At 67.1% G+C, this 26,297-nt stretch carries 21 protein-coding genes and 2 pseudogenes; 9 read left to right on the forward strand and 14 right to left on the reverse strand.

Translation table 11 applies throughout. The annotated features are described in order from the left end of the window. Positions 1 to 23: 23 nt before the first annotated feature. From CDN38_RS17265 to cpdA, 5 genes are all read left to right on the forward strand, one after another. A complete protein-coding gene (locus tag CDN38_RS17265; protein WP_075510083.1) occupies positions 24 to 1,310 on the forward strand; it encodes a M18 family aminopeptidase in 1,287 nt (428 codons plus the stop codon). Positions 1,311 to 1,321: 11 nt separating this feature from the next. Further along, entirely contained in the window at positions 1,322 to 1,669 is a 348-nt protein-coding gene (locus CDN38_RS17270) for a VOC family protein (RefSeq protein WP_075510058.1), read from the forward strand. Positions 1,670 to 1,794: 125 nt separating this feature from the next. Further along, entirely contained in the window at positions 1,795 to 4,071 is a 2,277-nt protein-coding gene (purL, locus tag CDN38_RS17275) for a phosphoribosylformylglycinamidine synthase subunit PurL (RefSeq protein ID WP_099319417.1), read from the forward strand. After that, positions 4,059 to 4,718: an Rv0804 family intramembrane glutamic endopeptidase gene (locus CDN38_RS17280; protein WP_142361359.1), complete on the forward strand. Its 660-nt coding sequence runs from the start codon at positions 4,059 to 4,061 to the stop codon at positions 4,716 to 4,718. The genes purL and CDN38_RS17280 overlap by 13 nt, the downstream gene beginning before the upstream one ends. Before the next feature lie 50 nt (positions 4,719 to 4,768). Then, the gene (gene cpdA / locus CDN38_RS17285; protein ID WP_099319087.1) at positions 4,769 to 5,725 is read left to right on the forward strand and encodes a 3',5'-cyclic adenosine monophosphate phosphodiesterase CpdA; all 957 of its coding nucleotides are present in this window, start codon (positions 4,769 to 4,771) and stop codon (positions 5,723 to 5,725) included. On the opposite strand, the pseudogene CDN38_RS17290 reads toward cpdA, so the two are convergent. The 3 genes and pseudogenes from CDN38_RS17290 to CDN38_RS17300 all read right to left on the reverse strand — a co-directional run bounded on the left by CDN38_RS17290 (position 5,670) and on the right by CDN38_RS17300 (position 9,966). Beyond that, positions 5,670 to 7,264, reverse strand: a pseudogene (locus CDN38_RS17290) (stealth family protein). The gene cpdA and the pseudogene CDN38_RS17290 sit on opposite strands and share 56 nt — an antisense overlap. A 211-nt stretch (positions 7,265 to 7,475) precedes the next feature. Next, positions 7,476 to 8,738: a haloacid dehalogenase-like hydrolase gene (locus CDN38_RS17295; RefSeq protein ID WP_233026916.1), complete on the reverse strand. Its 1,263-nt coding sequence runs from the start codon at positions 8,736 to 8,738 to the stop codon at positions 7,476 to 7,478. 25 nt (positions 8,739 to 8,763) lie between these two features. After that, positions 8,764 to 9,966 carry an MCE family protein gene (locus tag CDN38_RS17300; RefSeq protein ID WP_075510054.1) on the reverse strand — a complete coding sequence of 401 codons (1,203 nt, stop codon included), beginning with the start codon at positions 9,964 to 9,966 and terminating at the stop codon, positions 8,764 to 8,766. A 19-nt stretch (positions 9,967 to 9,985) separates the two neighbouring features. Here CDN38_RS17300 and CDN38_RS17305 point away from each other — a divergent pair, with 19 nt between their 5' ends. The 3 genes from CDN38_RS17305 (at position 9,986) to purM (ending at position 13,251) form a co-directional block, all read left to right on the forward strand. After that, positions 9,986 to 10,378 (forward strand): sterol carrier family protein, encoded by a 393-nt coding sequence (locus CDN38_RS17305; RefSeq protein WP_075510053.1) that lies wholly within the window; start codon positions 9,986 to 9,988, stop codon positions 10,376 to 10,378. Between the two features lie 142 nt (positions 10,379 to 10,520). Beyond that, positions 10,521 to 12,050: an amidophosphoribosyltransferase gene (gene purF, locus CDN38_RS17310; RefSeq protein ID WP_075510052.1), complete on the forward strand. Its 1,530-nt coding sequence runs from the start codon at positions 10,521 to 10,523 to the stop codon at positions 12,048 to 12,050. A gap of 97 nt (positions 12,051 to 12,147) precedes the next feature. Beyond that, positions 12,148 to 13,251: a phosphoribosylformylglycinamidine cyclo-ligase gene (gene purM, locus CDN38_RS17315; RefSeq protein ID WP_075510051.1), complete on the forward strand. Its 1,104-nt coding sequence runs from the start codon at positions 12,148 to 12,150 to the stop codon at positions 13,249 to 13,251. 142 nt (positions 13,252 to 13,393) lie between these two features. Here the strand turns inward: purM and CDN38_RS30960 are convergent. The 3 genes and pseudogenes from CDN38_RS30960 to ygfZ form a co-directional block, all read right to left on the reverse strand. Then, positions 13,394 to 15,194 (reverse strand): annotated as a pseudogene (locus tag CDN38_RS30960) (PE family protein). 433 nt (positions 15,195 to 15,627) lie between these two features. Further along, positions 15,628 to 15,810: a DUF3073 domain-containing protein gene (locus CDN38_RS17325; RefSeq protein WP_075510049.1), complete on the reverse strand. Its 183-nt coding sequence runs from the start codon at positions 15,808 to 15,810 to the stop codon at positions 15,628 to 15,630. A gap of 157 nt (positions 15,811 to 15,967) precedes the next feature. After that, positions 15,968 to 17,059 (reverse strand): CAF17-like 4Fe-4S cluster assembly/insertion protein YgfZ, encoded by a 1,092-nt coding sequence (gene ygfZ, locus CDN38_RS17330; protein WP_075510048.1) that lies wholly within the window; start codon positions 17,057 to 17,059, stop codon positions 15,968 to 15,970. Positions 17,060 to 17,179: 120 nt separating this feature from the next. On the opposite strand from ygfZ, the gene CDN38_RS17335 reads away from it, so the two are divergent. Then, positions 17,180 to 18,094 carry an aminodeoxychorismate lyase gene (locus CDN38_RS17335; protein WP_075510047.1) on the forward strand — a complete coding sequence of 305 codons (915 nt, stop codon included), beginning with the start codon at positions 17,180 to 17,182 and terminating at the stop codon, positions 18,092 to 18,094. A gap of 242 nt (positions 18,095 to 18,336) precedes the next feature. On the opposite strand, the gene CDN38_RS17340 is transcribed toward CDN38_RS17335, so the two are convergent. The 8 genes from CDN38_RS17340 to lmeA all read right to left on the reverse strand — a co-directional run bounded on the left by CDN38_RS17340 (position 18,337) and on the right by lmeA (position 26,036). Beyond that, positions 18,337 to 19,836 carry a sensor domain-containing protein gene (locus tag CDN38_RS17340; protein ID WP_075510046.1) on the reverse strand — a complete coding sequence of 500 codons (1,500 nt, stop codon included), beginning with the start codon at positions 19,834 to 19,836 and terminating at the stop codon, positions 18,337 to 18,339. A gap of 109 nt (positions 19,837 to 19,945) precedes the next feature. After that, positions 19,946 to 22,348 (reverse strand): hypothetical protein, encoded by a 2,403-nt coding sequence (locus CDN38_RS17345; RefSeq protein WP_075510045.1) that lies wholly within the window; start codon positions 22,346 to 22,348, stop codon positions 19,946 to 19,948. Positions 22,349 to 22,477: 129 nt separating this feature from the next. Continuing rightward, positions 22,478 to 23,149: a heme-binding beta-barrel domain-containing protein gene (locus tag CDN38_RS17350; protein ID WP_036412818.1), complete on the reverse strand. Its 672-nt coding sequence runs from the start codon at positions 23,147 to 23,149 to the stop codon at positions 22,478 to 22,480. A gap of 131 nt (positions 23,150 to 23,280) precedes the next feature. Next, a complete protein-coding gene (locus CDN38_RS17360) occupies positions 23,281 to 23,583 on the reverse strand; it encodes a DUF1416 domain-containing protein (RefSeq protein ID WP_075510044.1) in 303 nt (100 codons plus the stop codon). 1 nt (position 23,584) lies between these two features. After that, the gene (locus CDN38_RS17365; RefSeq protein ID WP_075510043.1) at positions 23,585 to 24,427 is read right to left on the reverse strand and encodes a sulfurtransferase; all 843 of its coding nucleotides are present in this window, start codon (positions 24,425 to 24,427) and stop codon (positions 23,585 to 23,587) included. 39 nt (positions 24,428 to 24,466) lie between these two features. Then, complete coding sequence (locus CDN38_RS17370) at positions 24,467 to 24,934, reverse strand: DUF4395 domain-containing protein (RefSeq protein WP_075510042.1); 468 nt, start codon at positions 24,932 to 24,934, stop codon at positions 24,467 to 24,469. A gap of 98 nt (positions 24,935 to 25,032) precedes the next feature. Beyond that, positions 25,033 to 25,239, reverse strand: a complete 207-nt coding sequence (locus CDN38_RS32435; protein WP_099319089.1) for a putative leader peptide — start codon at positions 25,237 to 25,239, stop codon at positions 25,033 to 25,035. Beyond that, entirely contained in the window at positions 25,236 to 26,036 is an 801-nt protein-coding gene (lmeA, locus tag CDN38_RS17380; protein ID WP_075510041.1) for a mannan chain length control protein LmeA, read from the reverse strand. Before lmeA ends, CDN38_RS32435 begins: the two co-directional genes overlap by 4 nt. Between the last annotated feature and the right edge of the window lie 261 nt (positions 26,037 to 26,297).

Consider the following 26,297-nt stretch of genomic DNA (forward strand, 5'->3'; position numbering starts at 1 on the left):
GCCCGACAGCCATGATGGTGAGCATGTCCGGCGGGCCCACACCCACAGCTAGTGCGCGAGGCCTCTGCGAGTTCGTCGACGCCTCGCCGTCGCCGTTTCACGTGTGCGCCACCGCGGCGCGGCGGTTGCTGGACGCCGGATACACCGAACTCAGCGAAACCGACCGCTGGCCGCAGCAGCCGGGCCGTTACTTCACCGTCCGGGCCGGCTCGCTGGTCGCCTGGAACAGCGATAACGCCACCGCCACCCCCGTGCCGTTCCGGATCGTCGGCGCGCACACCGACAGCCCCAATTTGCGGGTCAAGCAGCACCCGGACCGGCTGGTCGCCGGCTGGCGGGTGGTGGCGCTGGAGCCCTACGGCGGGGCGTGGCTCAATTCCTGGTTGGACCGCGACCTGGGCGTCAGCGGGCGGCTGTCGGTGCGAGACGGCTCCGCGGTGTGTCACCGGCTGGTCCGCATCGACGAGCCGATTCTTCGGGTGCCGCAGCTGGCCATCCACTTGGCCGAGGACCGTAAGTCGCTGACGCTGGATCCCCAACGGCATGTCAACGCGGTCTGGGGGGTTGGTGCGACGCCCGGTGCTTTTGTCGACTATGTCGCTGACCGCGCCGGAGTGTCCGCATCCGACGTGCTGGCCGCCGACCTGATGGCCCATGACCTGACCCCTGCGGCGCTGATCGGAGCCGGCAGCGGCCTGTTGAGCGCGCCGCGGCTGGACAACCAAGCCAGTTGCTATGCCGGGCTGGAAGCATTGCTGGCCGCCCAACCGCGCGATGTGCTGCCGGTTTTGGTGATGTTCGACCACGAGGAGGTCGGCTCGTCCTCGGACCGCGGCGCGCAGTCCAACCTGCTGGGCACCGTGCTGGAACGGATCGTATTGGCTGCCGGCGGTACCCGGGAGGACTTCCTGCGGCTGCTGCCGGCGTCGCTGCTGGCGTCCGCCGACATGGCCCATGCCACTCACCCCAATTACCCCGATCGGCACGAGCCGGGCCACCTCATCGAAGTCAACGCCGGGCCGGTGCTCAAGGTGCACCCGAATCTGCGATACGCCACCGACGGACGTACCGCCGCGGCGTTCGCCATGGCCTGCCGGCAGGCCGGTGTGCCGCTGCAGCGGTATGAGCACCGGGCCGACCTGCCGTGCGGGTCGACCATCGGGCCGCTGGCGTCGGCCCGGACCGGCATCCCCGCCGTTGACGTGGGTGCTGCCCAGCTTGCGATGCATTCGGCACGGGAGCTGATGGGCGCTGCCGACGTGGCGGCCTATTCCGCAGCCTTGCAAGCGTTTCTGTCGCCCGGGGCATAGGGTTTTGGGGCATGGCGCTCAGCGTGGAGATGGTCACTTTCGACTGCGACGACCCGGTGCGGCTGGCCGGCTGGTGGGCCGAGCACTTCGGCGGTACCACCCGCGAGTTGCTGCCGGGCGAATTCATCGTGGTGACCCGCGACCAAGGGCCGCGGCTGGGTTTTCAGAAGGTGCCCGATCCCACACCCGGGAAGAACCGGGTGCATCTGGATTTCACTGCCGAGGATGTGGACGCCGAGGTGGCGCGGTTGACGGCCGGCGGTGCCACCGAGGTGGAGCGGCAGCAGTTCGGCGAGAACTTCCGTTGGGTGGTACTGGCCGACCCCGAGGGCAACTTGTTCTGCGTGGCGGGACGGTGACCCAGGCGCGTCGCCCAGCGTGACGTGGCTGCGAGAATTTGGCCGCAAATCGCGCGCTGACGTCACGCTCGGCGACAAGAATCGCCCGCCCTAGACTGTCTGGCGTGACGAGCGCGCAGATCCACGTGATTGACACCGTCGAACATGCCGCCAGCACCCCCGACCAACCGCAACCCTTCCACGAGCTGGGCCTCAAAGACGACGAGTACCAGCGGATCCGCGAGATCCTCGGCCGCCGGCCCACCGACACCGAGCTGGCCATGTACTCGGTGATGTGGAGCGAACACTGTTCGTACAAGTCCTCCAAGGTGCACCTGCGCTACTTCGGCGAGACCACCACCGACGAGATGCGCGCCGGGATGCTGGCCGGCATCGGTGAGAACGCCGGCGTGGTCGACATCGGCGACGGCTGGGCCGTCACGTTCAAAGTGGAATCGCACAACCACCCGTCCTACGTCGAGCCCTACCAGGGCGCGGCCACCGGTGTCGGCGGCATCGTGCGCGACATCATGGCCATGGGCGCGCGCCCGGTCGCGGTGATGGACCAGTTGCGGTTCGGTGCGGTCGATGCCCCCGATACCCGCCGCGTCGTCGACGGCGTGGTCCGCGGTATCGGCGGCTACGCCAACTCGCTGGGCCTGCCCAACATCGGTGGCGAGACCGTCTTCGACCCGTGCTATGCCGGAAATCCGTTGGTGAACGCGTTGTGCGTCGGCGTATTACGCCAGGAGGACCTGCATCTCGCGTTCGCCTCCGGGGCCGGCAACAAGATCATCCTGTTCGGCGCGCGCACCGGGCTCGACGGCATCGGCGGGGTGTCGGTTCTGGCGTCGGATACCTTCAGTGCTGATGGCGCCGACGGCGCCGCGCGCAAGAAGTTGCCCTCGGTTCAGGTCGGCGACCCATTCACCGAGAAGGTGCTCATCGAGTGCTGCCTCGAGCTGTACGCGGGTGACCTGGTGATCGGCATCCAGGATCTTGGCGGAGCCGGGCTAGCTTGTGCCACTTCGGAATTGGCTTCTGCCGGGGACGGTGGTATGGCGATCCGTCTCGATGCCGTCCCGCTGCGCGCCAAGGACATGACGTCCGCCGAGGTGCTCTGCAGCGAGTCGCAGGAACGCATGTGCGCGGTGGTCGCCCCGGAGAACGTGGACGCCTTCATGGCCGTGTGCCGCAAGTGGGAGGTGCTGGCCACCGTGATCGGCGAAGTCAGCGACGGTGACCGGTTGCGGATCAGCTGGCACGGCGAGACCGTCGTCGATGTGCCGCCCCGCACGGTGGCCCACGAGGGGCCCGTGTACCAGCGCCCGGTCGCCCGCCCCGAATCGCAGGACGCCCTCAACGCCGACACTTCGGCCAAGCTGCCGCGCCCGGTCACCGGCGCCGAGCTGCGCGCGACTTTGCTTGCGCTGCTGGGCAGTCCGCACCTGTGCAGCCGGGCGTTCATCACCGAACAGTACGACCGGTACGTGCGCGGCAACACCGTGCTGGCCGAGCACGCCGACGGCGGCGTGCTGCGCATCGACGAGTCGACCGGCCGCGGCATCGCGGTCTCGACCGACGCGTCGGGGCGCTACACCATGCTGGACCCTTACGCCGGCGCCCAACTCGCACTGGCCGAGGCGTACCGCAACGTCGCCGTCACCGGCGCCACGCCGGTCGCGGTGACCGACTGCCTCAACTTCGGCTCGCCCGAAGATCCCGGCGTGATGTGGCAGTTCGCCCAGGCGGTCCGTGGACTCGCCGACGGCTGTGCGGCCCTGGGCATTCCGGTGACCGGCGGCAACGTCAGCTTCTACAACCAAACCGGGTCCACAGCGATCATGCCCACCCCGGTCGTCGGGGTGCTCGGCGTCTTGGACGATGTAAGTCGACGCCTTCCCACCGCGCTCGGCCGTGAGCCCGGTGAAACGCTGATGCTGCTGGGCGACACCCGCGACGAGTTCGACGGATCGGTCTGGGCCCAGGTGACCGCCGACCACCTGGGCGGCCTGCCGCCCAGTGTCGATTTGGCCCGCGAGAAGCTGCTGGCCGAGGTGCTGCGCTCGGCCTCGCGTGACGACCTGGTGTCCGCCGCGCACGACTTGTCCGAAGGTGGGCTCGCCCAAGCCGTCGTCGAAGCCGCGCTGGCGGGTGAAACCGGTTGCCGGATAGTGCTTCCCGAAGGTGCCGATCCTTTCGTGATGCTGTTCTCCGAGTCGGCGGGCCGGGCATTGGTCGCGGTGCCGCGCACCGAAGAGGGCCGGTTCCGGGCGATGTGCGACGCGCGCGGCCTGCCCGCGGTTCGAGTCGGCGTCGTCGATCAGGCCTCGGATGTCATCGAGTTCCACGGATTGTTCACGGTGTCGCTGGCCGAACTGCGCCAGACGTCCGAGGCGGTGCTGCCGCGATTCTTCGGGTAAGCCGTTTGCGCGCAGTGTCTTTGGCTACCGGCCTGGTGGGCTGGAGCTTCATCGGTCCACGGCTGCCCACTGCCTGGCGGGTACCGCTGCAGGCCGGGCTGGGGTGGTTGCTGGTGTGGCTGACCCGGGCGCCACTGGGTCTTCGTCCACCGCGGCTGTGGGCCGGGTTACGGCTGGGCTCGGCCGCGGCGGCGGCGGCGACGACGGCGATCGCGGCGACGACACCGGTGCCCGCGGTGCGATTGTCGATGTCGGCGCGGCCGTTGCCGGTATCGGCGCCGGGCTGGCTGGTACTGCACATACCCGTCGGCACGGTGTGGGCCGAGGAGGCCGCGTTTCGGGCGGCGCTGGCCACCGCCGGCACTCAGGCATTCGGCCCGGCGGGTGGGCGGCTGTTGCAGGCCGGGGCCTTCGGTCTTTCCCACATTGCCGACGCGCGCGCGACGGGTGCGCCGGTGGTGCCCACGGTGCTGGTCACCGGCCTGGCGGGGTGGGTGTTCGGATGGCTCGCCGAGCGTCGCGGCAGCCTGGCGGCGCCGATCCTGACGCACCTGGCGATCAACGAGGCCGGCGCGGTCGCGGCGCTGACCGTCCAGCGGCGCCGGCGAGCGAGCGCTGCGAGCACGCTGGCACGCCGTTATACTTGACGGGCTGTGCTTTTCCAGCGATCACCAGACCGAGAGGGTTGGCACCTCAGGTGCACAGACTTAGGGCCGCGGAACATCCGCGGCCGGAACACGTTCTCCTGCATATCAGCGACACGCATCTGGTTGGGGGGGATGACCCTCTCTACGGCGACGTAGACGCCGACGGACGGCTGGGTGAGCTGCTCGACCAGCTGACCCACTCCGGAATGTGTCCGGATGCCATCATCTTCACCGGCGACCTGGCCGACACCGGTGAGCCGCAGGCGTATCGCAAGCTGCGAGCCGTGGTGGAACCGTTCGCGGCCGAGCTTGACGCCGAACTCATCTGGGTGATGGGCAACCACGACGACCGGGCAGCGCTGCGCAGCTTCCTGCTCGACCAGGCGCCGTCGATGGCACCGCTGGACCGGGTGCACATGATCGACGGCCTGCGGATCATCACCCTGGACACCTCGGTACCCGGCTACCATCACGGCGAACTGCGACGCTCCCAATTGAGCTGGCTAGCAACCGAATTGGCGACGCCAGCCCCGCACGGCACCATCCTGGCGCTACATCATCCGCCGATTCCCAGTGTCCTGGACCTCGCGGTCACGGTGGAACTCCGGGACCAGGCTGCCCTGGGCCGGGTGATCGAGGGCAGCGACATCCGGTCCATTCTGGCCGGGCACCTGCACTACTCGACGAACGCCACCTTCGTCGGGATCCCGGTGTCGGTGGCATCGGCCACCTGCTACACCCAAGACCTCACCGTTGTCGCTGGGGGGACCCGCGGCAGAGACGGCGCGCAGGGTTGCAACCTGGTGCACGTCTACCAGGACACCGTCGTGCACTCGGTGATCCCGCTCGGTAGCGGGAAAACCGTGGGCACCTTCGTCTCGCCTGCCCAGGTAAAACATCAAATCGCCGAAAGCGGAATATTCATCGAACCGTCGCGACGGGATTTGCTGTTCAGCCACCCTCCAATGGTGCTGACGCCAGCGGCGCGGCCGGGGCCGGCCCGCTGACGTCCGCGGCGACCTTCTCCCACGGCGCGGGGATCGGAAAGTACCGCTCCAAGAAACTGACCACCCGTTGCGCCCGCTCGGCCGGGTCGACTTCGGGGAAGCTGCCGTCGTTCAGGCAGAAGAAGTGGTACTGACGGTGTTTCCGCAATTCCTCCAGCAGGTCCAGGCCGGCGTGGGTGGTGGTGTCGACGTACAACACCTTGGCCTTTTCCTGTTGGACGGCACGGCCGGTCATCAGCGCATAGTAGTGATACAGCGAGTTGGTCACCGAAATGTCGGTGCCGGACCGAAACGCGCTGGCCTGCGTGCGGGCGAACTCGTCGGGAAATTCCTGTTCCATCTCGATCAGCACGCTTTTGCGCAGCGGAACAGCCGTGTGTTCGAGGTGACGGGTAATCAGCTGCCCGAATCGCTCGAACAGCAGCTGACGGTTCACCCGGGCCGCGTTCTCGAAGCCGCTACGAGTGGGGTCGTTCGCCCCCAGACCTATCCGGGTGGTGGCTTCGACGAACCTCGTGACACCGCCCGGAGAGAAAAACATGGTGGCTTTCAGCGGCCGAAGAACATGTCGTCGTTGGAGTACAGGAAATGCTCGCTCAGCCCGGGGATGTGGTGTAGTTGGCTTTCCACCGCATGCGAGTTATAGGTCGGCAGCGCGGCAGGATCGGTGAAGTGCTCCTCGGCACGGACAATGGTGATCTTGGGATGCTCGGCTAACCACCGGGGCGGGGCTGAATCGGTCGCAATGAAGATGCGACGGATCCACGGGGCGAACATGTTCACCGATCGCAGCGCGTATTTCAATTCGTCGATCTGGCGGATGCGCGCTTCGGCGTCGTCGCCTTCGCCCACCACGTGAGCCGACATTTGCGCTGCGCGCCGCGCCCGGAACTCGGGGTCACTGCCGTCGACCCAGGAGAACACCAGGTCAATGTCGAATGTCACGTCGCTGGCATGGGGTGTGAACATCCCCTCCAGCGTCGGCCACTTGTACCCGTACAATTTGACAGTCGCCGGGGTCAGCTCATTGCGGGGCAACACTGTGCGGGTGAGTGAGTTCTCCACCGGACAGCGGATCAGCGTCTCGTCGAAAACCCAGAATTGAAGCTCAACGCCGAATGCCGGGCCATACCGAAATCCGCCCGGCGCAATCCGTCGCCGATACAGCCGGAGAATTCGCGGATCACCCATTGCGGAGAGCCGGCCATTGGCCAGCAACACCGGCGGGATTCCCTTTTCGTCCATTGTTTTGGCGTACATCGGTTCAGTGACACACGCCGCAGCAAGTGCCTGCCCGACGGCAGGCCGGAGTTGGATGTCGACGGCCAGAATCGGCCTGCTCTTGTGGCCGCGGACGAAGAGAAAGGGAATACCAGCCCGGCTCAACGTCTTTCGCACAAATACCAGATCCTCGATCTGTGCTTCCTGCGGAGTGAGGCTAGATTCCAGGCGGGCGATCTTGCCGCGCCGGGTAACGATGATGGGCTCCAGGACCGGCTTGGCGGACCAGCTGCCATCGCGTGAAGTGAATTCGGACATCGGAACACCGCCTTAGGTATAAGTGGTTGGGGGCACGGAGAGGATCTCACACTTTGTGCGCCGGTGCAGGGTGAGCGTGCTCTCTACTGGCGAAGCGCATTGAATGCGAGGTGATCCAAGTCTACAACGCTTGCGCGACAGCCGATTTAGCGTTGCCCGGATACGCGCCGGCAACCTGCCTGTTGCGGCTGCGTCACACCGAGTTCGATCTTCAGTGGACCCGGTCCTGCTGGTCGGGCACGACGGTGCCGTCGGCTTGACGAAGCGGTGCCTGGCCGCCGTCGGGCTCGTCGAATCCCTGGGTTGCGCACGGGTAGGGCGGGCTCATCGGCAGGGGATTGATAAAGGTCGGGTTGACCATCCACTTGCCGTCGGCATTGGCGTACGCCCGGCACATCAACTCGATCTGGTTGCGATTCAGGACGAGGCGCAGCGTGGTCGCGTCGGCGATGAACGTCACGTCTCCGTCGGAGTCGCCGGCGGCGAACACCTGCCGACGCTGCTCGGGCAACTGCTGGAAAGCAGCTGCGCCCTGAACACCGGAAACCTGCTCGTTGACCCGGCACCGCTTGCCCTCGTTGAAGGGGATCGACGGTTCGCCGCCGCACAGCGCCAGCCGTGGCGTCAGGACGTCACCGTCATGGTCGGTGCGCACGCCCATCACGTGGTCCCCCGGGATGCCGATGTGGCCCGCCCACACCCGGACCACCGGCTCAGCCGACGCGGAGATGATCCGCACGTCGAACCCATTGGCTTGCAGCGTGCCGACGAGGTCTCGCATCTGGGTGTAGTAGCGCACCCAGCCGGTCTGTCGGGTACTGCCCACGGTCTGCTCGGACCCCTCGGCGGCGTCGAGGCTCTGCTTCCTGGCCGCGGCAGCGAATTCGGTGATCTCGGCATCGGTCCAGCCGGCGAGCAGCTCGGCCGCCCAGGCGTCGCCGGGTTGTATGCGACGGCGGTTGTAACCGGTGAACGCCGCTGCCCCCGAACGGGTTTCATGCCTGGTATAAACGGTCACCAGCTCATCAGCGCAGCCGGTGTTGGAGCCGGTGGGCAGCGGTTGTCCGGGATCCGCGAGGCCGCCGCAAGCGGCGGCCAACGCCGCTGCCGCTTCAGTGGTGAGGTACGCGCTGGTGGTAGACCAGTTGCCACCGGCAGGCTGACGCATTTTGGAGTTGTTAATCATCCAATAGAACGTCGCGTTGCCGACGTCGTTTCGAACCATGGTGTTGTCCCAGTCGAACGACACCAAAGGAGCACCGGCGGTGGCCGATTCGGCCTTGCCGCAGCTGCCCAGCCGGTTGATCATCGCGTCGATGCGCTCGCGGTTGTCGCCATGCCAACCCGGGTCGGCGGCCAAGGTGCGGCAGTTGTGCGCGGCCGCATCCGAATGCCGGCCGGCGTGGCTACAACCGGTGAGCGCCAGCACCGGTGCCAGCGCAGCGGCAAGCAGCCGCAAAGGCCACAGCCTCATCGATTCTTCCCGTCGCCGGCGTCCGTCAAGGATTGATGGTGTACTCGCCGAACTGACGTCCCCAGACATATTCGGTGAACATCGGCTGGCCGAGTTCGACATGGTTGTAGGGTGCCACGCTGGCGCCGACGTCCATCACCAGAAACGGGGCGGGCCACAAGTCGTGAGTGATCGGTTGCCAGCACCCCGGTTTCCCGCCGGGTCCTCCCCGGGCGTTGACCCGCGGCAGGTTCTCCGGATAGATGTAGGGGTTGGGTGCGCCGGTAATGCTGCCGGAAGCGGCCCCCAGCGAGTAGCCGGTGAAGCCGAGGGCGGCGCGGATTTTGGGCCCGACTTCGTTGTAGTTGCGGATGGTACAGAAGATTTCGGGGCTGTACTCGTCGAGCAGTTGGCTGGGGATGACCAGATCGGCGGCCCCCCGCGCCAGGTATGGCCCGCCGCGACCGAACACGTCAGAACCGTTGTTGCCCAACCCAACCGCCGCCAGCAATGCCGCATCAAGGCCGGCCTGCTGGTGGTTCACAGTTCGCGCGGTGGTGACCGCCTGGTCCAGCGCGGTCCACAAGTCCGGCGCCGCGTTGGCGTAGACGTCGCCCAGGGCCGCCAAGCCTTGTATGTCGGCCCGGACCCGAGGCAGCCGCGGGTTCACGTCGTCGAGGATGGCGCTGCCGTTGACCAGTGCGGCGCCGAACTTGTCCCCGAGACCGCTCAGGGCCTGGGCGGCCGCGCCCAGCGTCAGGTTGAGCTTGACCGGATCGACCTTTTCGGCAATGGCCGTCAGCGTCTGGAACAGCGTGTTGAACTCCGTCGTCACCGCCGTCGCGTCGATCACCATGGATGGGGTGATGTGCTGTGGATCAGCGCTTTTCGGTGACATCAGCGACACGTACTTGTTGCCGAAGACCGTCGTCGCCTTGATCTCGCCGGTCACATTGGCCGGAATCGCGTCAATGTACTTCGGATCGACATCCAATACCAGCTTGGCCGCCGGAACGCCGTCCCGCGTGACCTCCGATATGCTGGCCACCCGACCGATCGGCACACCGTTGTAGGTGACCTTGGCGCCCGGATCGGTCACCAGACCCGCGCGCGGAGCAAGCATCGTCAACTTGGTCTTCGGGATGAAAGTCCCGCGAAACTGGGCGTAGAGCCCGGCGCCGACGAGCGCCAACACCATCAGCCCCAGCAGACCGATGATCTTGTACGGTGGCCGCGTTCGCGGATCCATGATTCTGAGACCCTAGAGCATGGCCATCCGCGGTAAAGCCGATCCGGCTAAGACTCGGCAGGCTGTGTTGGCCGTTGCGGACTGGCTGCGCGACGAGACGCGTCCGGTGCCAGACCGGGGTGCCCTAGGGACGGCGGTTCGGCTCACCGCGCGCACCCTGGCCGCACTGGCTCCCGGCGCCAGCGTCGAGGTCCGGATCCCGCCGTTCGTCGCGGTGCAGTGTGTTTCCGGGCCCAGGCACACCCGCGGCACGCCGCCCAATGTCGTGGAAACAGCTCCGCGCACCTGGTTGCTGCTGGTCACCGGGCTATTGACGATCGAGGACGCAGCGGCCAACGCAGGGCTGATCCTGTCAGGTCCGCGGGCGCGCGAGATCGCGCCGTGGCTGCCGCTGCCGGATCTGGCGATCTGAACATCGGCGGCAGCAAGCCGCTCCTGCGGTGTGCCGGCACGACTTGCGGTGCTTGGACACGCCACGTCGATTCGGCGACATGCCCGGGTTACCCGTAGACTTCCTATACGTCACCATTCGCGCCCCAGGGAGTCGCCTAACCGTGACCGTCCAGCAGCCCGAGCAAGACCTGAACTCGCCCCGTGAAGAGTGTGGTGTATTCGGGGTGTGGGCCCCGGGGGAAGATGTCGCGAAACTGACCTACTACGGCCTGTACGCATTGCAGCATCGCGGCCAGGAGGCCGCGGGGATTGCGGTAGCCGATGGCTCGCAAGTGCTGGTATTCAAGGACCTCGGCCTGGTCAGCCAGGTATTCGACGAGCAGACTTTGGCGGCCATGCCGGGCCACGTCGCCATCGGGCACTGCCGCTACTCCACCACGGGCGACACAACCTGGGAAAATGCCCAACCGGTGTTCCGTAATACCGCTGCCGGCACCGGGGTCGCCCTGGGACACAACGGGAATCTGGTCAATACCGCCGCCCTTGCCGCCCGCGCCCGCGAAGCGGGATTGATCGGCGGCCGCTGCTGCCCCGCTCCGGCGACCACCGACTCCGACATCCTGGGCGCCCTGCTGGCCCACGGCTCGGCCGATTCCACCCTGGAACAGGCGGCACTGGAACTGCTGCCGACCGTGCGCGGCGCGTTCTGTCTGACGTTCATGGACGAGAACACGCTGTATGCCTGCCGAGACCCGCACGGCGTGCGGCCGCTGTCACTCGGGCGGCTGGATCGCGGCTGGGTGGTGGCCTCGGAAACCGCTGCACTCGACATCGTCGGCGCATCCTTCGTGCGCGACATCGAACCGGGCGAATTGCTGGCGATCGACGCCGACGGCGTGCGATCGACCCGCTTCGCCAACCCTACGCCGAAGGGCTGCATCTTCGAATACGTCTACCTGGCACGGCCGGACAGCACGCTGGCCGGCCGGTCGGTGCACGCCACCCGACTGGAGATCGGTCGTCGGCTGGCCCGCGAATGCCCCGTTGACGCCGACCTGGTCATCGGGGTGCCGGAATCGGGCACACCCGCGGCCGTGGGATACGCGCAGGGGTCCGGCATCCCCTATGGGCAGGGGTTGATGAAGAACGCCTACGTCGGGCGCACCTTCATCCAGCCGTCACAGACCATCCGCCAGCTCGGCATCCGGCTGAAGCTGAACCCGCTCAAAGAGGTGATCCGCGGCAAGCGGCTCATCGTCGTCGACGATTCGATCGTGCGAGGCAACACCCAGCGCGCGCTGGTGCGCATGCTGAGGGAGGCCGGCGCGGTGGAAGTCCACGTGCGCATCGCCTCGCCGCCGGTGAAGTGGCCGTGCTTCTACGGAATCGACTTCCCCTCGCCGGCTGAGCTGATCGCCAACGCCGTGGAGGCCGAGGCCGAGATGCTCGAAGCGGTCCGGCATGCCATCAACGCCGACACGCTCGGATACATTTCGCTGCGCGGGCTGGTCGCCGCGACCGAGCAACCCGCCTCGCGGTTGTGCACCGCCTGTTTCGATGGTGTCTACCCCATCGAACTGCCCAGCGAGACCGCGCTGGGCAAGAACGTCATCGAGCAGATGCTTGCCAACGCGGCACGCGGAGCCGGCCTGGGTGACCTCGCTGCCGATGAAGTTCCGATCGGTCGCTGACCAAGCCCGCCCCCGCAACCGATTCCGATAGGCGGTCGGCCTGAGAGCGTCGGTCGCTGATACCGATGATGCGTGCCGCCCGGTAGCCTTTATCGCGATGACGGAACCGCCACAAAGTCCAGAAAGCTCGCTAACAGGCCTTACTAACCAGGGCATCACCTACGCCTCGGCGGGGGTGGACATTGACGCCGGTGACCGCGCCGTCACGTTGTTCAAGCCGCTGGCAACCAAAGCCACCAGACCCGAGGTGCGCGGCGGACTGGGCGGTTTTGCCGGATTGTTCGCGCTGCGCGGCGGCTATCGGGAACCGGTGCTGGCCGCCTCTACCGACGGTGTCGGCACCAAGCTGGCGGTTGCGCAGGCGATGGACAAGCACGACACCATCGGCCTCGACCTGGTCGCGATGGTGGTCGATGACCTGGTGGTCTGCGGTGCCGAGCCGCTGTTTCTGCAGGACTACATCGCGGTCGGTCGCACGGTGCCGGAACGGGTGAGCGCGATCGTCAGCGGCATCGCGGAGGGCTGCGTGCACGCTGGCTGCGCACTGCTGGGTGGCGAGACCGCGGAACATCCGGGCTTGATGGAACCCGATCACTACGACATCTCGGCCACCGGCGTCGGCGTGGTGGAGGCCGACGATGTGCTGGGTCCCGAGCGGGTGAAACCTGGCGACGTGATCATCGCGATGGGATCGTCGGGTCTGCATTCCAACGGATACTCGCTGGCGCGCGCGGTCCTGCTGGAGATAGACCGGATGAAGCTGGCCGGTTACGTGGAGGAGTTCGGTCGGACCCTGGGCGAAGAATTGCTGGAGCCCACCCTGATTTACGCCAAGGACTGTCTGGCGCTCGCCGCCGAAACGCACGTCCGCACGTTCTGCCACGTCACCGGCGGCGGGCTGGCCGGCAACCTGGAACGGGTCATTCCACACGGTCTGGTCGCCGAAGTCGACCGAGGCACCTGGACACCCGCACCGGTGTTCGCCATGATCGCCCAGCGTGGCCGGGTAGTGCGGGAAGAGATGGAAAAGACGTTCAACATGGGCGTCGGTATGGTCGCCATCGTCGCACCCGAAGACACCGACCGGGCGTTGGCCATACTGACCGCACGGCACCTGAACTGCTGGGTTTTGGGAACCGTCCGCAAAGGCGGGAAAGACGGTCCACGTGCCACGCTGGTCGGCCGGCATCCTAGGTTTTAGACACCGGCCCCATTCTGTTTGCGCTGATCCCGCCTCGCACTCGGCCGCGGACAGCATGAAAGTCCCTGCTGTGATTGCGCCGGTCTGCCCAGCCCTATACGGCGGAAAGATCCGCCGACTGCGCTTGGCGCGGGCGACCGGGCTAGCCGGGGGCCCCATTGAGCCCGGCAGCGCCCGGGTCGCCGCTGTGTCCGGGTGCGCCCGCATTGCCGGCCATAGCCGATCCGCCTGCCCCACTCGCGCCACCCGTCCCGCCGGCGCCGCCGGCGCCGCCTGCGCCGCCTGCCCCGCCGGTGCCGCCTGCGCCGGGGCTGCCTGAACGGCCGAATAGCCCGCCCGCGCCAGCGGCTCCGCCGGCACCGCCATTGCCGCCGCCACCGCCGTCGCCGCCGTCGCCGCCTGCCCCGCCGTCACCGCCGACACCGCCGGCGCTAACCCCGGATCCACCGTTGCCGCCGGTGCCGTCGGCGGCACCGGGCGCACCGTTGCCGGCGTTAGCGCCGCCGCCGCCGGCGCCGCCGTCACCGCCGACACCGAACAAGAGGCCGCCCCGACCGCCGGCACCCCCTTGCCCGCCGCCGCCACCACCGTGACCGGCCACTCCGGCACCACCGGTACCGCCAGCACCACCGCCGCCACCATTACCGGTAGTAACACCCTTTCCGCCGTTTCCGCCGTGGCCGCCCGGCGCGCCGATACCGCCAGCACCGCCAGCACCGCCGCCGCCACCGCCGCCTCCGTCGCCGTTGCCGCCGTCGCCGCCGTGGCCGCCGGGCGCGCCGGCACCACCAGCACCACCGCACCACCACCGGCGCTGGTTCCCGATCCAGACCCGCCAACACCGCCGCCGACGCCACCGCCGTTGCCGCCGGAACCGCGTGGCCGCCGGCACCACCGTCGACGCCGCCACCGGGATTGCCGGTAGCGGCGGAACCGCCGCTACCGCCGCTACCGCCGATTCCCCCGCCGCCTCCGCCGCCAGCACCAAGGCCGGAGCCGGAGTCGCCGGTGCCGCCGGTGCCGCCGGTGCCGCCGGGTGCCCCGGGACCGCCCGCTCCACCTGCACCCCCGCCACCACCACCATTAGCACCCGGGGCGGTGCTGTCGGTGCCGCCGGTGCCGCCGCTGCCCCCAGCTTGCCCGGTGACCGTGCCATCGGAGCCGGGCCCACCTCCGGCATGGGCGCCGGCGTCGGTGCCGTTAGCCGCGGGCGTGGTTGGTGTGGCGAGGCCGGGATTGACTCCGTCTGCGCCGAGTGCCCCGGCTCCACCGCGCCCGCCGGCTCCGCCGACACCGAACAACCCGGCATCACCGCCGGCTCCGCCGCTGCCACCGAAGCCCCCCGCCACGGCCGCGGCCCCGCCGGGCCCACCGGCACCACCATTGCCGTATAGCCAGCCTCCGGCACCTCCGGTGCCGCCGGCTGCCCCGGCCCCACCAGCACCCCCAGCGCCTCCATTGCCGATCAACCCCGCGGCCCCACCAGCACCACCGGCAACGCCCGCGATCGTGCTGGCACCACCATTGCCGCCGTTGCCGTACAGCAAGCCCCCTGGCTCACCGGATTGACCCGGTGCGCCCGGTGTCCCATCACCAATGAGCGGACGCCCCACCAACGCGCGCGTCGGGGCGTTGACCGCATCGAGCACCAGCTGCTGCACATTGACCGCTTCAGCACCGCCATACCCATGTGCTGCGGCGACCAACGCCTGCACAATCTGTTGTTCAAAGGCTGCCGCCTGGGCGCTGAGCGCCTGATAAGCCTGCCCGTGGCTGGCGAACAACGCCGCCACGGCCACCGACACCTCGTCGGCGGCAGCAGCTACCACCGTCGTGGTCGCCCCCGCCACGGCCGCATCCGCAGCATCAACCGCCGATCCCACCCGGGCCAACGCCGCCGCCGCCTCTACCATCCGTACGGGTTGGGCCACCACAAACGACATTGCATGTCTCCATTCGATGGCCACCACGCCGCAATCAGACGTCCCGAGTATGACAGCACATAGTCACCCGGAATCCCCTTTTCCTCGCAGGACTGCGTGTCTGTCGACCGGACTGCAAACGGCGATATCTGTTGATGCCCGCGTGCAGCTCAAAGATGATTGAGCCGATTCTTATTGGCGTCGCGTGGCAGAAGATAGGGACAATAAACGGACAACGTCATTGCCGGAGGGACCGAAAGCAACACCACACGCACCCCCCCGGGTCCACCACTTCATAGGCGCACTCGCACCTCCAGTTGAGCTGGATCGCCCCCACCGATGGCTCACCGGCAAACGCGGCTCTACCGCCAGGTGTTCATACGCGTATTTGTGAAATCAGCCCGACGGCCCGCATGGTCGCAGAACGGGTGAAAACCGGGCCCTGGGTGCGCTTCTAGCGGCGCCAGCTGTCCTCGTCGGCCCACGAGTCGTCGACGCCGTCGTCTGCCTGGTCGGATGTATCGGCACTTGCTCCCGACAGTTCGCGCTGAAGCCGCTGGAAGTCGGTCTGCGGGGAGCTGTATTTGAGTTCTCGAGCAACCTTGGTCTGCTTTGCCTTAGCCCGGCCGCGGCCCATGGGGGGACCCCCTCGCGAAATAACGGAGCGGCCTACGAGTAGGCGGCTCCGATCTCTTAGTGTCGTAATTGTCCTGCCGACAGCTTACCGTGCCCGTGCCAGGGCGTGGGCACGCCCTGGCACCCAAGTCCCAACGGCATGGCGGACGTCACAGGTCTCACCGGGCACCGCGTCGTAATCGTTCGACGGCCAGCCTCCCGGCACCGACGTCGTCGGCAGGCGGCAAGGACTCGGCGTCGATCACCGCGGCGATGTCGGCATCGGGGCCGGTCGTCAGCTCGGTGTCGGTGGGCAGCCCCCGCTTGACCAAAGCCAAGGCGACGGGGCCGAGGTCGACATGCTCGACCACCGTCCCGACGCGTCCGACAGCGCGACCGCCCGCCATCACCGCATCACCGGTGGACGGCCGATCCCCCGAGCCGTCCAGATGCAGCAGCACCAGCATCCGTGGCGGTTTGCCGAGGTTGTGCACCCGAGCGACGGTTTCTTGTCCGCGGTAGCAGCCCTTGTCCAGGTGTACGGCCCCTAGCCCCGGCCCGCCGATCCAGCCCACCTCATGGGGAATCGTGCGTTCGTCGGTGTCGACGCCCAGCCGGGGGCGTCTGGCCGCCACGCGCTGCGCTTCGTAGGTCCACACCCCGGCCGGACGGACACCCGCTTGTGTCAAGCGGTGCTGCCAGTCAGCGCAATCAGCGCGCGGCACCAGCAGGTCCAGTGCGATGTGCCCGGCGAGAGCCGGCATCCGGCGCACGAATCCACCGCCGGACAGCGGTATCGCGGCCATTTCGGCCGGCAATGCATCCAGGCCCAACACATCCAGCACGGCCCGGTCGGATAACCGCGGGCCCAGCAGCGACAGCACCGCCAGATCGGCGGCCTCTGGGGTGACGGCGGCCCAGAACACCATCTTGCGCAGATAACTCAACAGCGGTTCGCCCCGCCACGGTTCGGTGTCGAGGTAGGTGGTGTCAGCCAACTCGGTTTGGATCCAGTGGTCTTCCACCCGGCCTTGTCCGTCCAGGCTGAGATTCTCGGTGCTGGCGCCCTCGGGCAGATCACTGACGTGCTGCGTGGAAATGCTGTGCAGCCAGGTCTGCCGGTCCTTGCCGGTCAAGGTGATGACGGCCCGATGGGAGCGGTCGACGAATACGGCCCCGGTTTCGGCCGCGCGCTGCTCACCCAACGGATCACCGTAATGCCAGATCGCGCCGGCGTCGGGTCCTGAATCGGGGGCTGGAACTGCGGTCACACGTCGACTCTACGGAAAACTCGACGCAGCGAACTCTTTGGAGCGGGCAGGCATGAACCCCCCGCTGCGCGCGGCACTGCCGCGCTTGCTGCCGCCACGGGGCCATTAGGCTCCTGGGGCATGGCTGGGCAGACGGGCGTTGTCGTCACGCTCGATGGTGAAATCCTCGAGCCGGAGACGCCGTTATTGCGCGCCGATGACCTCGCCGCGGTCCGGGGCGACGGCGTCTTCGAGACGTTGCTGGTGCGCGACGGTGCGGCCTGTCTGGTGGAGCCGCATCTGCAGCGGCTGACCCATTCGGCCCGACTGATGGATTTGCCCGAACCAGACCTCGCCGGCTGGCGGCACGCCATCAACCTGGCGACCCAGCGGTGGGTTGCCCACACCAGTGACGAGGGTGCGATGCGGCTGATCTACAGCCGCGGCCGGGAGAGCGGTCCCCCGCAAACCGAAGGTAGGCCCGCCACGCCGACGGCCTATGTGATGGTCAACCCCGTCCCCGACCGGGTCGGCGCGGTCCGGCGTTCCGGCCTCGCGGCGATCACCATGGACCGCGGACTGCCAGCCGCCGGCGCCGACACAATGCCCTGGCTCATGGCCGGCGCCAAGACGCTCTCGTACGCGGTCAACATGGCCGCCCTGCGTCACGCCGCCCGGCAGGGCGCCGGCGACGTCATCTTCCTCAGCACCGACGGCTACATCCTCGAAGGACCCCGCTCCACGGTGATCATCGCCACCGACGACGACGGCATGGCCGGCGGTAACCCCTGCCTGCTCACACCGCCGCCGTGGTATCCGATCCTGCGCGGCACCACCCAACAAGCACTCTTCCACGTCGCCCGGGCCAACGGCTACGACTGCGACTACCGGGCATTGCGAGTATCCGATCTGGTTGCCGCGCAAGGGGTTTGGCTGGTTTCGAGTATGACCCTGGCCGCTCGGGTGCACACCCTCAACGGCCGGCGACTACCCCCTGCCCCGATCGCCGCAGCGTTCGCCGAACTGGTCGATGCGGCCATCGTCAGCGACCGCTGAAGACGCCAATTCTGTTGTCGGCAGCTCGAAGTGGGGGTACGGTCGGGCGTACACAAGGAAGGAGGTGGTCCGCGAAATTGATAGCTTCATGGACATGTGAGGTGGCTGCGCGCTAGCTGCCATGGCTCGGAAGAGCCGGCGTTCAACGCGCGCTGGCGAATCCCACGTAGCCACCCGGCCCCCGAGCTTCCGGTCTGTCCAACCGGAAATGCGCTCGGGGGCCGCTCCACATCTAGCCGGTGTTACTTCCCTTTGGTGCTCATCTGGTCCGCGATCTGGCCGGCTCCGTCAGCGATGTCCGTGCCGCAGGCCTCCACCTCGATGACTACATCGGATACCGCCTTCAGCACATGTTGGCAGGTCTTCCCGCTGCCGTCGGTCTCCGTGCGCACCTGGGTGATCTTCGGGGGAGCCCCGGTCACGTCGCCGAAGGTCCACTCGCTGCTCTTGCTCGAAGTGGTGAACTTGACGGTCTTGTTGGCGCAGGCCGCCCATTTGTCTGCGGACGCCTGCAGGAATGCACGAGCTTTCTCGGCCGACGGGAAGCCCACGGCGGCTTCGATTACCCGGTGCGCCGGATTCTCGCCCTGGGTGTGCAGCACCTCGCTGTGCACGGCGGTCGGGTCATGGGGCCGATACATCGATTCCTGCAGCGGCTCGAAGGCTGCCAGGCATTCCGGATCTGACAGCGTGCCCTGCGGGCTGCGCAACTGGTCGCTGTGCGCGGCCGACACCATATTCTGGTCGCCGACGAGGTTCCCGATTTCCGCGGCGCCGAGGAGCATCGAGTCGATGCGGGTGGACGCCGCCGCCGCGGTGGAGGTCGCCGGCTTGGCCGCCGGTTTACGGTTGCCGCCCTGAGTGGCGAACACGGCGATCAACGCGACCGCGACGACGACGGCTAACACGGCCCCGCCGATGACGAGCAGCCGCTTGTTCGACTGGCCGTTGGCCCCGCTTGGCGCGGCTTGTGGCGATGACGGCCGAGACGGGGTGCTGGGTGCGGGCCCCGCCTCGGTTGCCGGCGCCGGACTCGCTTGCGGTTTGGCTTGCGGTGTTGACGACGCGCCGGCCGGACCCGCTTCGACGGCGCCGATTTCGCCGAGCACATTGTCGATTTCGGTGCGGGTGCGGTAGGTGACGTCGTGTCGCATCCGCAGCATGCGCAGCAGCTGGGCGATGTCGCTGCGAGCGCTGGGATCGTCGCCGTCCTCGTCGAGCCCGGATCGAAGCTCCACCAGCATTTGGAGCTGTTGCTGGGGGCTGAGCTCCTTTTCGGCGAGGGCGTCGCCAAGCCGCATCAGGTAGCCGAAAGGTACGGGTGGTTCCTCGGGCAGCGGCGACGGCAGCGGCGGCACCTTGTCGCGAAGCGCGTGTATTGCCGTCACCAGTTGAATCCCGGCATCAACGGTCGGGTTCTGGTAGTTGATGATCTGCAACGTCGAAACGGGATTGACTCGCACACTGTCGACCGGCCCGACCTGTACCGGAAGGATCGGCCGTTGCAGAGCTTGCGCGTAGCGCAACTCCGCCTGACTGGGCTTGGACTGCAGCCAATGATTCGACAGCGCGACGATGAACACATCAGATGCGCGAATCTGCTCCAGGATCTTGTTCCACCAAGCGTCGCCGCCGCCCAGCTCTTGATCGAACCAAACTTGCTGCTGGGCACGCCGAAGCGCGGTCGTCAGGGCTTCCAGCGACGACCGGTCTTGGCTCGAGTAGCTGATAAATATGGCCATAGCAGTCTCCGATTGAGGGGGCGCAGGGAGCTAACACGGCGAATCCGTCAAGCGACGGTAGCGCATGGCATTGAGCACAGCAATCTGGCTTTGGCAAACGTACGCCGCATCATGACGCCGGTTGGCGCCGATGGGTACTACTATCCGGTCCCTCCTGGGCGTCCTCACCCGCCGGCGGACGAAGTTCGACGTAGCGGCGGGCGAACTCGTCCCCGGGAACCGGCCATTGCTCGCCGTCACTGCCGCGTACCACCCAGTCTCCGTCCGCGGCGGTCGTCGGCCCTTCCAAGGTGTTGATCGTCTCGCCCGCGTGGGCGGGCCGACCCTGCACCTGCCCCTTCCTGCGCCATTGTCCGTTGCCGACGTCCTCGTAGGTGGCCCGGAAGATGTCGTCGCGCACCGACCAGGTCTTTCCGTCGGCGTCGACGGCCCAGTCTCCCGCGGCCGCGCGCATGGTCTGTCCAGAATCCGACTTCCAGGTCCACGGGCTGGTTCGCTGCTCAGCGGTGACCGTCCCGACACGAGTGAAAGATCGCCACAGCGGGCGTGACCGGTAGCCCAGCTGGCGCAGACTCCACAGCGTGGCCGCCAGGCTGCGCACCGCAGCGTTGAGCAGATCGGGATTGCTTTCCACCTCCGACCAGTCGACGAGCTTGTCGTGGATCCGTCGGGAATCGTCGCGGGGGGTTCCGTACTTCCAGCCGTTGCGACGGTAGTAGCGACACCAGTCCTCGTGTTCGGCCTTGGCCATGCCCAGCGCCGAGTAGCGGTCGAAGCCCATCAGGGCAAGCTGTTCCAGCGGCGGCAGATCGGCCATGTCCCGGCCGGACAGCTGGGCCGGCGGGCAGCCCCAGGTGTTCCAGGTGTGTCCGGCGATCCGTTCGACCATCCACAGCGCATTGCGCACCTGGCGCCGGTTGGACCCGCGGTAGAACTCGTCGAGCTGGGCCCACGGCATCACCGCCGGGGATCTCGGCGCGTTCGGGTCGATGGTGGCGACATAGCGCTCGTGGATCAGCCTCGCCGCGCGTTCCCAGGCGTCCTGTACCTGACCCTGGCGGGTGTCCAGCGCCAGGCTGTAGGTCTGCAGCAGGCCGACGATCTGCGACGATTCGTCGGTGCCCCGGGCGTTGGGGTCCCAGGCGTAGACGGGCATCGCCGGCAGACGCGCGCCCAGCCTGGTTCCGGTGGCCGCGGAATGGGTGTCGACCAGAATCACTGCGCACGTTGCCGGGTCGGCGTCACCGATCAGACGCAGCAGAGTCGGTACCGTCGGCGCCTCCGGCACCGCGTCGATCGTCGGCCCCTCGGACAAAAAGCCGGCCTGCTGGCGGTAGAACTGGTGATCCTTGAGGTAGTCCTCGGCGTCTCGTTCCACCAGCGTGAGCGCCGGCAGGGGCGGCACCCCGGGCGGGGTGTAGAAGTCCCGTTCGAGGGCTCGCCGGGTCAGGTCGGCGCACAGTGCCAACGTCAATTGTGAAGTGCCGCAAATAAATACGCGTTGTATGTTGGGCGTTGCGATGATGCCGTCGAGGAGTCGGCCGGCGGTCACCTCGTTGCGGCCCACCACGTCGGCCGCCCATCTGGTGTCGGATCCGCCGAACTGCTGGGCCCGCCAAGCCTCGGCCAGCCACGGGTCGTCGATGCGAACGATGAGCGGCAACCGCTGCTTGTCGCCGATCTCGGCGAGCCGACGACCGATCAGGTCCAGCCACATCAGGTTGGTAGCCGGATCGGGCGACATCAGATAAAGCCGGCCGAGATGGCGCCACAGGCGCAGCGACACCAGGGTGGACGGGGCGTTGAGGTCGACCAGCACCACCCGGGCGCCAAGCCGGCGGACCCGCTGCACCCGGTCGTCGCCGGCGTTGGTGATCACCACCAGGGTGCTGCGCCGGTCCAGCGTCCGCGCAATTGCGCTGACCATCGATTCGGTGTCGCCGTCGACACCCACGATCGCGGTGACCGAGTCGGCGAGATTGGCCCGCAGCCGGTCCACCTGGGAGCGGAAGACGCCGACGACGACGCCGCCCAAGCCGGTGAAGATCGCCGACAGCGCCGCTATGCGGGCCAGTTCCAGGCCGACGGGTGTGGGATTGGGGCAGGTGCGCCCGCTGAGCGAGGTGTCCCCGGTGCTGCCTTTGACCAGTTGGGCGGTCCACATCAGCGGAGTGAAGACAGCCGGATGGTTGGCGTCATGACAACCCCAGTACGAAGTGAGGCCCAACACGGCGCTCATCGTGATGAGCAATGCAATCACGGTGAACGAAACACCAACCAGCCGGTGGCTGCTGTTTCCCCGGAAGTTCAGCACCGAGACCGCGATCAACACCGACACCACGACCGCGATGGTCGCCATCGATCCCGGGCGGCCGAACCAGCTCAGCCATGACGGCAGCACATCGAGAATCGCTGGTTGCAGGGCTACCGCGGCGAGATACCCGATCAACAGCACCCCGAGGACCGACACCACCCAGCGAGCCACCGGCGAGGGTGTCCTGCTACGCGCCATCCGCCGGCCCCTTTCGTTCGCGAATCGGCTGCTCGGACGTCGAACAGTACACGCAGAACCAGCGGCCGAAGGCAACAAACCGGGGCCGTTTGCCTTCGGCGGGTCAGACCGGGCTCCCGGGAATCCAGGTCAGCCGATGAATCTGGACAAGCGCGCAGACAGATGCGGTACCAACCCGCCGTCGGCGTCTACCCGCTCCTCGACATAGGCGAGGTCGCCGCCTTCGACGATGCCGTAGAGCCGCTTGGCCCCGCCGACCAGTACGCCGGAGCGGCTCCGGGCCAACGCGTCGGTGACCAACTCCCAGGACGACTGGGTACGCGGGCGGCCGTAGAACAACTCGACGTAACCGGCGGAGTGCGCCAGTAGCAGCTCGATCGCTTGCGACTCGCTCGGGTCGTCGGGATCGCTGACAAATCGCCAGAAACCCGTCTCCCGTAAACCTGGTTCGAGGTACTCGCCGGTGTCGCTGAGGCGCCAGGACCGGGCTTCCCAATTCAAATAGTCTCCACCGTCGTGGGAGACGACGACCTGCTGGCCGAAGCGGTAGTCCCCGTCGTGGGCGCGGCCCTCGCCTTCGCCGCGCCACACACCGACCAGCGGCAGCAGTGCCAGCAGTGCGTCGTGCAGGCTGGCGCCTTGGCGCAGGTTCGCGGTGTCGGCGGGTAGCGGCAAGTCATCGAAGGCGGGAATGTTGCGGGCCGCGGTCAGCTTGGCGCGTTCGGCGGCTTGAAAAATTCCAGCGACACCACGGTCGCCGGAGCCGGCGACCGGCCCGTTATGGCCGTCGTCTGAGGTCACGACTCGTCGGTGATCAGCCGATAGAGCGCATACAGCGCGAACCAGGAGATGACCACCGTCGCCAGGATCAGCATGATCTCGAAGAACAGCACCACGTGGATGAGTCTATCCGGGATCAGCCTGGCAGGCGGTCAGGCGATCTTGACGTCGACCTCGTGAATGCCCGCGCCCGACGGTCTGACCACCGCGTCACCGTTGCCGACTTTCGACAGCGCGCGCACCGTCCAGGAGCCCGGCGCGGCGAAGAACCGGAAGTCACCGGTGGCCGACGCGACCACCTCAGCCGTGAACTCGTCGGACGAGTCCAGCAGTCGGACGAAGGCGCCGCCCACGGCTTGGCCGTCACCGTCCACGACGCGGCCGGTGATCACTGTTTCCTTCTCCAGGTCGACACTGGCAGGCAGCGTCAGTCCTTGCTTCGGCGCAGTGCACATATCAGTTTCCCAACTCGATCGGGGCACCCACCAGGGAGCCGTATTCCGTCCAACTGCCGTCGTAGTTCTTGACGTTCTTGTGCCCGAGCAGTTCGTGCAAGACAAACCAGGTATGCGAGGACCGCTCCCCGATTCGGCAGTACGCGATCGTTTCTTTCGCGCCGTCCAGGCCGGCATCGGCGTACAACTGGGCCAGCTGCTCGTCGGACTTGAAGGTGCCATCCTCGTTGGCGGCCTTGCTCCACGGCACGTTGATCGCCCCGGGAATATGGCCGGGCCGCTGGCTCTGTTCCTGCGGCAAATGCGCTGGCGCCAGGATCTTCCCGGAGAATTCGTCGGGGGATCGCACGTCGACCAGGTTCTTGACGCCGATGGCCGCGATCACCTCGTCGCGGAATGCGCGGATCGCGTTGTCCGGCGGGGCCGCGCTGTAGGAGGTCGCGGGCCTGGCGACCGCGTCGGTGGACAGCGGCCGGCCGTCGAGTTCCCACTTCTTGCGGCCGCCGTCGAGGAGCTTGACCTTCTCGTGGCCGTACAGCTTGAAATACCAGTAGGCGTAGGCGGCGAACCAGTTGTTGTTGCCGCCGTAGAGGATCACGGTGTCGTCGTTGGCAATGCCGCGGTCGCTGAGCAATTTCGAGAATTGCTGGGCGTCGACGAAGTCGCGCTTGACGGGGTCCTGCAGATCGGTGCGCCAGTCCAGCTTGATTGCGCCGGGGATGTGGCCGTCGTCGTATGCGCTGGTGTCCTCATCGACTTCGACAAAGACGACGTTGGCCGCTTCCGGATTGCTGAGATTGCTCTCAGCCCAGGCGGCAGAGACCAGGACGTCGGAGCGTGCCATGGTGGGGATCCTTTCGATTTGCGTCAGATATACAAGCAGTTAGGCGGGAAGGGCACGGCGCCGCAGGCGGGCAAGCGGCGGGTAAAGCTGGCAGCCCAGACAGATGCCGTAGGCCGCGTTCAGGAAGGCGGCCCCCAGTGCGAACGACGTCGCAACGACGCCCACCACGACAGGGCCCACAGCGAAGCCGGTGATGCCGCAGATCGTGAACACAAATCCGACCAGTTGGGCAAACTTCAGCGGTGGCACCGGTTCTCGTTCTCGCACCGGTCCCAGGCGGGGCGACACAAACGTCGAGAACAGCTGCCCATAGGGATGCCGGCGAGGCCCGAATGCGGCTCCGACAGCGAACACGACGGCCTGGATGCTCAAGGCGACTGCGGCAGCTGCCGGGTTGACGGCGGAGATGATCAGGACGAGCCCCAGCACCCCCGTCGTCAGCCACGCGCCGAATCGCGGCCCGCGGACGTCCACACCCACTTGGGCGGGGATGGTATTACTCGACACGAATTACTCCTAGATACGCCGATCGCACGGAAAAGTGGGAGATACGCCGCGGTGGGTCTCCGAGGCTGCTCCGAGCGCTGCGCGGACGACGCGGCTACTCAGCAGCTACAGCAACAGCAACAACAACAGCCCGTGATGCGGCACAGATCAACTGCGCGTCGCTTGGTGAGCTTGAGCTCGAGGCGGGCTGACACGTCGGTCAGCTTACCCAATGACGCAGTGATCAAGCCAACAGTGTCGTCGGGCGATCTGCGGAGCAGGGGCGCCGGCGTTGGGCTGCCGTGGGGCGTCGATCCGGTGATCATGACTGCCTGAATCCGGTGAGCGCAACGGTCACGTCGTAGATGATGCCTTCGATGATGACGTCCGACCCGCGTGCGCCCACGGTGTTCGGCGCGACCCCGAACGGCAGCTTCTGGTTGGGCAGCCTGCTACTGAAGGCGTGCAGTACCGCCTCCCGCTTGTCGTCCGGAACGGTCTGGTCCGCGGTGTCGGGGCCGGTCACCACCCGTGTCGGCGTGATCACCAAGGTCTCCTGGCTGTGGGGATCGATGGACAGATCCACCGCGACGCTGACCCGACGATCGAAGTCGGCTGACTTCGGTGTTCCGCTGAAAACGAGCCCACGACTGCCCGATATGCCCGATTCGGTGGTGCCGCCGGTGGCGTCATTGCTCTCCTGGGGAGGCGCCTGCACCATCAGATCGGCCATTCCCAGGTAGCGGCCCAGGTGCATGGAGTCGATGATGATGCGGCTTTCCAGCTCGTGCACTGACAACCTCGCGTCGGGCTGTATCAGCCAGGATGCGTGAGACAGATCGATGGAGTGCATGGTGGCTTCGAGCGTGGCGGTGCCCACCGTCGAGTGCTCGATGGCGTACGCCTTGATCTCCAGCTCGCCGTAGCGATCTCGCATCGCTTGTGGGATGAACGGAAAGCCGAGGATGGCGACGAAGGGATCAGAGCTCAGGTTGGCTGCTTTGCGCACGCTGGTCGAGAGCCGATATTCGGCGTAAATGCTGGCGCCGAAGTCGACACCGACAGCGCCGAGGACGACGACGGCCACGGCGGCGACACCGATTAGCACCTTGCGCATCCGCATATTGTGGCCTATCGCCCCGGCGCTATCCGATTGTCTGGCCGAGCTCGGGGGCGTCGCCGTCACTGGCGTCTCATGGCCAACCGCGTCTGGAGTTGCCGATGTGGTCCATGTGGCCGCGATCTCGATATTGACCCTCTGGCGGCAGGCGCGAATCTGCGGTTGAAGCCGGTGCCGCGCCGGGGTTTCCCGGTACCGCCGACACAGCAGTCACAGCAGCCCCTGTATTTGTCGGTACCCGATGTGCCCGGCTTGGAGCGACAA

The organism is Mycobacterium ostraviense, from assembly GCF_002705925.1.
Classification (GTDB): domain Bacteria; phylum Actinomycetota; class Actinomycetes; order Mycobacteriales; family Mycobacteriaceae; genus Mycobacterium; species Mycobacterium ostraviense.

Bases quoted from the DNA above. Each gene is read 5' to 3' on its own strand.
- CDN38_RS17270 (WP_075510058.1), top strand. From the start codon at position 1,322: ATGGCGCTCAGCGTGGAGATGGTCACTTTCGACTGCGACGACCCGGTG.
- CDN38_RS17305 (WP_075510053.1), top strand. From the start codon at position 9,986: ATGGCCATCCGCGGTAAAGCCGATCCGGCTAAGACTCGGCAGGCTGTG.
- CDN38_RS17325 (WP_075510049.1), bottom strand. From the start codon at position 15,810: ATGGGCCGCGGCCGGGCTAAGGCAAAGCAGACCAAGGTTGCTCGAGAA.
- CDN38_RS17360 (WP_075510044.1), bottom strand. From the start codon at position 23,583: ATGTGCACTGCGCCGAAGCAAGGACTGACGCTGCCTGCCAGTGTCGAC.
- lmeA (WP_075510041.1), bottom strand. From the start codon at position 26,036: ATGCGGATGCGCAAGGTGCTAATCGGTGTCGCCGCCGTGGCCGTCGTC.
- CDN38_RS17265 (WP_075510083.1), top strand. From the start codon at position 24: ATGTCCGGCGGGCCCACACCCACAGCTAGTGCGCGAGGCCTCTGCGAG.
- CDN38_RS32435 (WP_099319089.1), bottom strand. From the start codon at position 25,239: ATGATCACCGGATCGACGCCCCACGGCAGCCCAACGCCGGCGCCCCTG.
- CDN38_RS17345 (WP_075510045.1), bottom strand. From the start codon at position 22,348: ATGGCGCGTAGCAGGACACCCTCGCCGGTGGCTCGCTGGGTGGTGTCG.
- CDN38_RS17335 (WP_075510047.1), top strand. From the start codon at position 17,180: ATGGCTGGGCAGACGGGCGTTGTCGTCACGCTCGATGGTGAAATCCTC.
- CDN38_RS17300 (WP_075510054.1), bottom strand. From the start codon at position 9,966: ATGGATCCGCGAACGCGGCCACCGTACAAGATCATCGGTCTGCTGGGG.
- CDN38_RS17365 (WP_075510043.1), bottom strand. From the start codon at position 24,427: ATGGCACGCTCCGACGTCCTGGTCTCTGCCGCCTGGGCTGAGAGCAAT.
- purM (WP_075510051.1), top strand. From the start codon at position 12,148: ATGACGGAACCGCCACAAAGTCCAGAAAGCTCGCTAACAGGCCTTACT.
- CDN38_RS17295 (WP_233026916.1), bottom strand. From the start codon at position 8,738: ATGAGGCTGTGGCCTTTGCGGCTGCTTGCCGCTGCGCTGGCACCGGTG.
- CDN38_RS17340 (WP_075510046.1), bottom strand. From the start codon at position 19,836: ATGGCCATATTTATCAGCTACTCGAGCCAAGACCGGTCGTCGCTGGAA.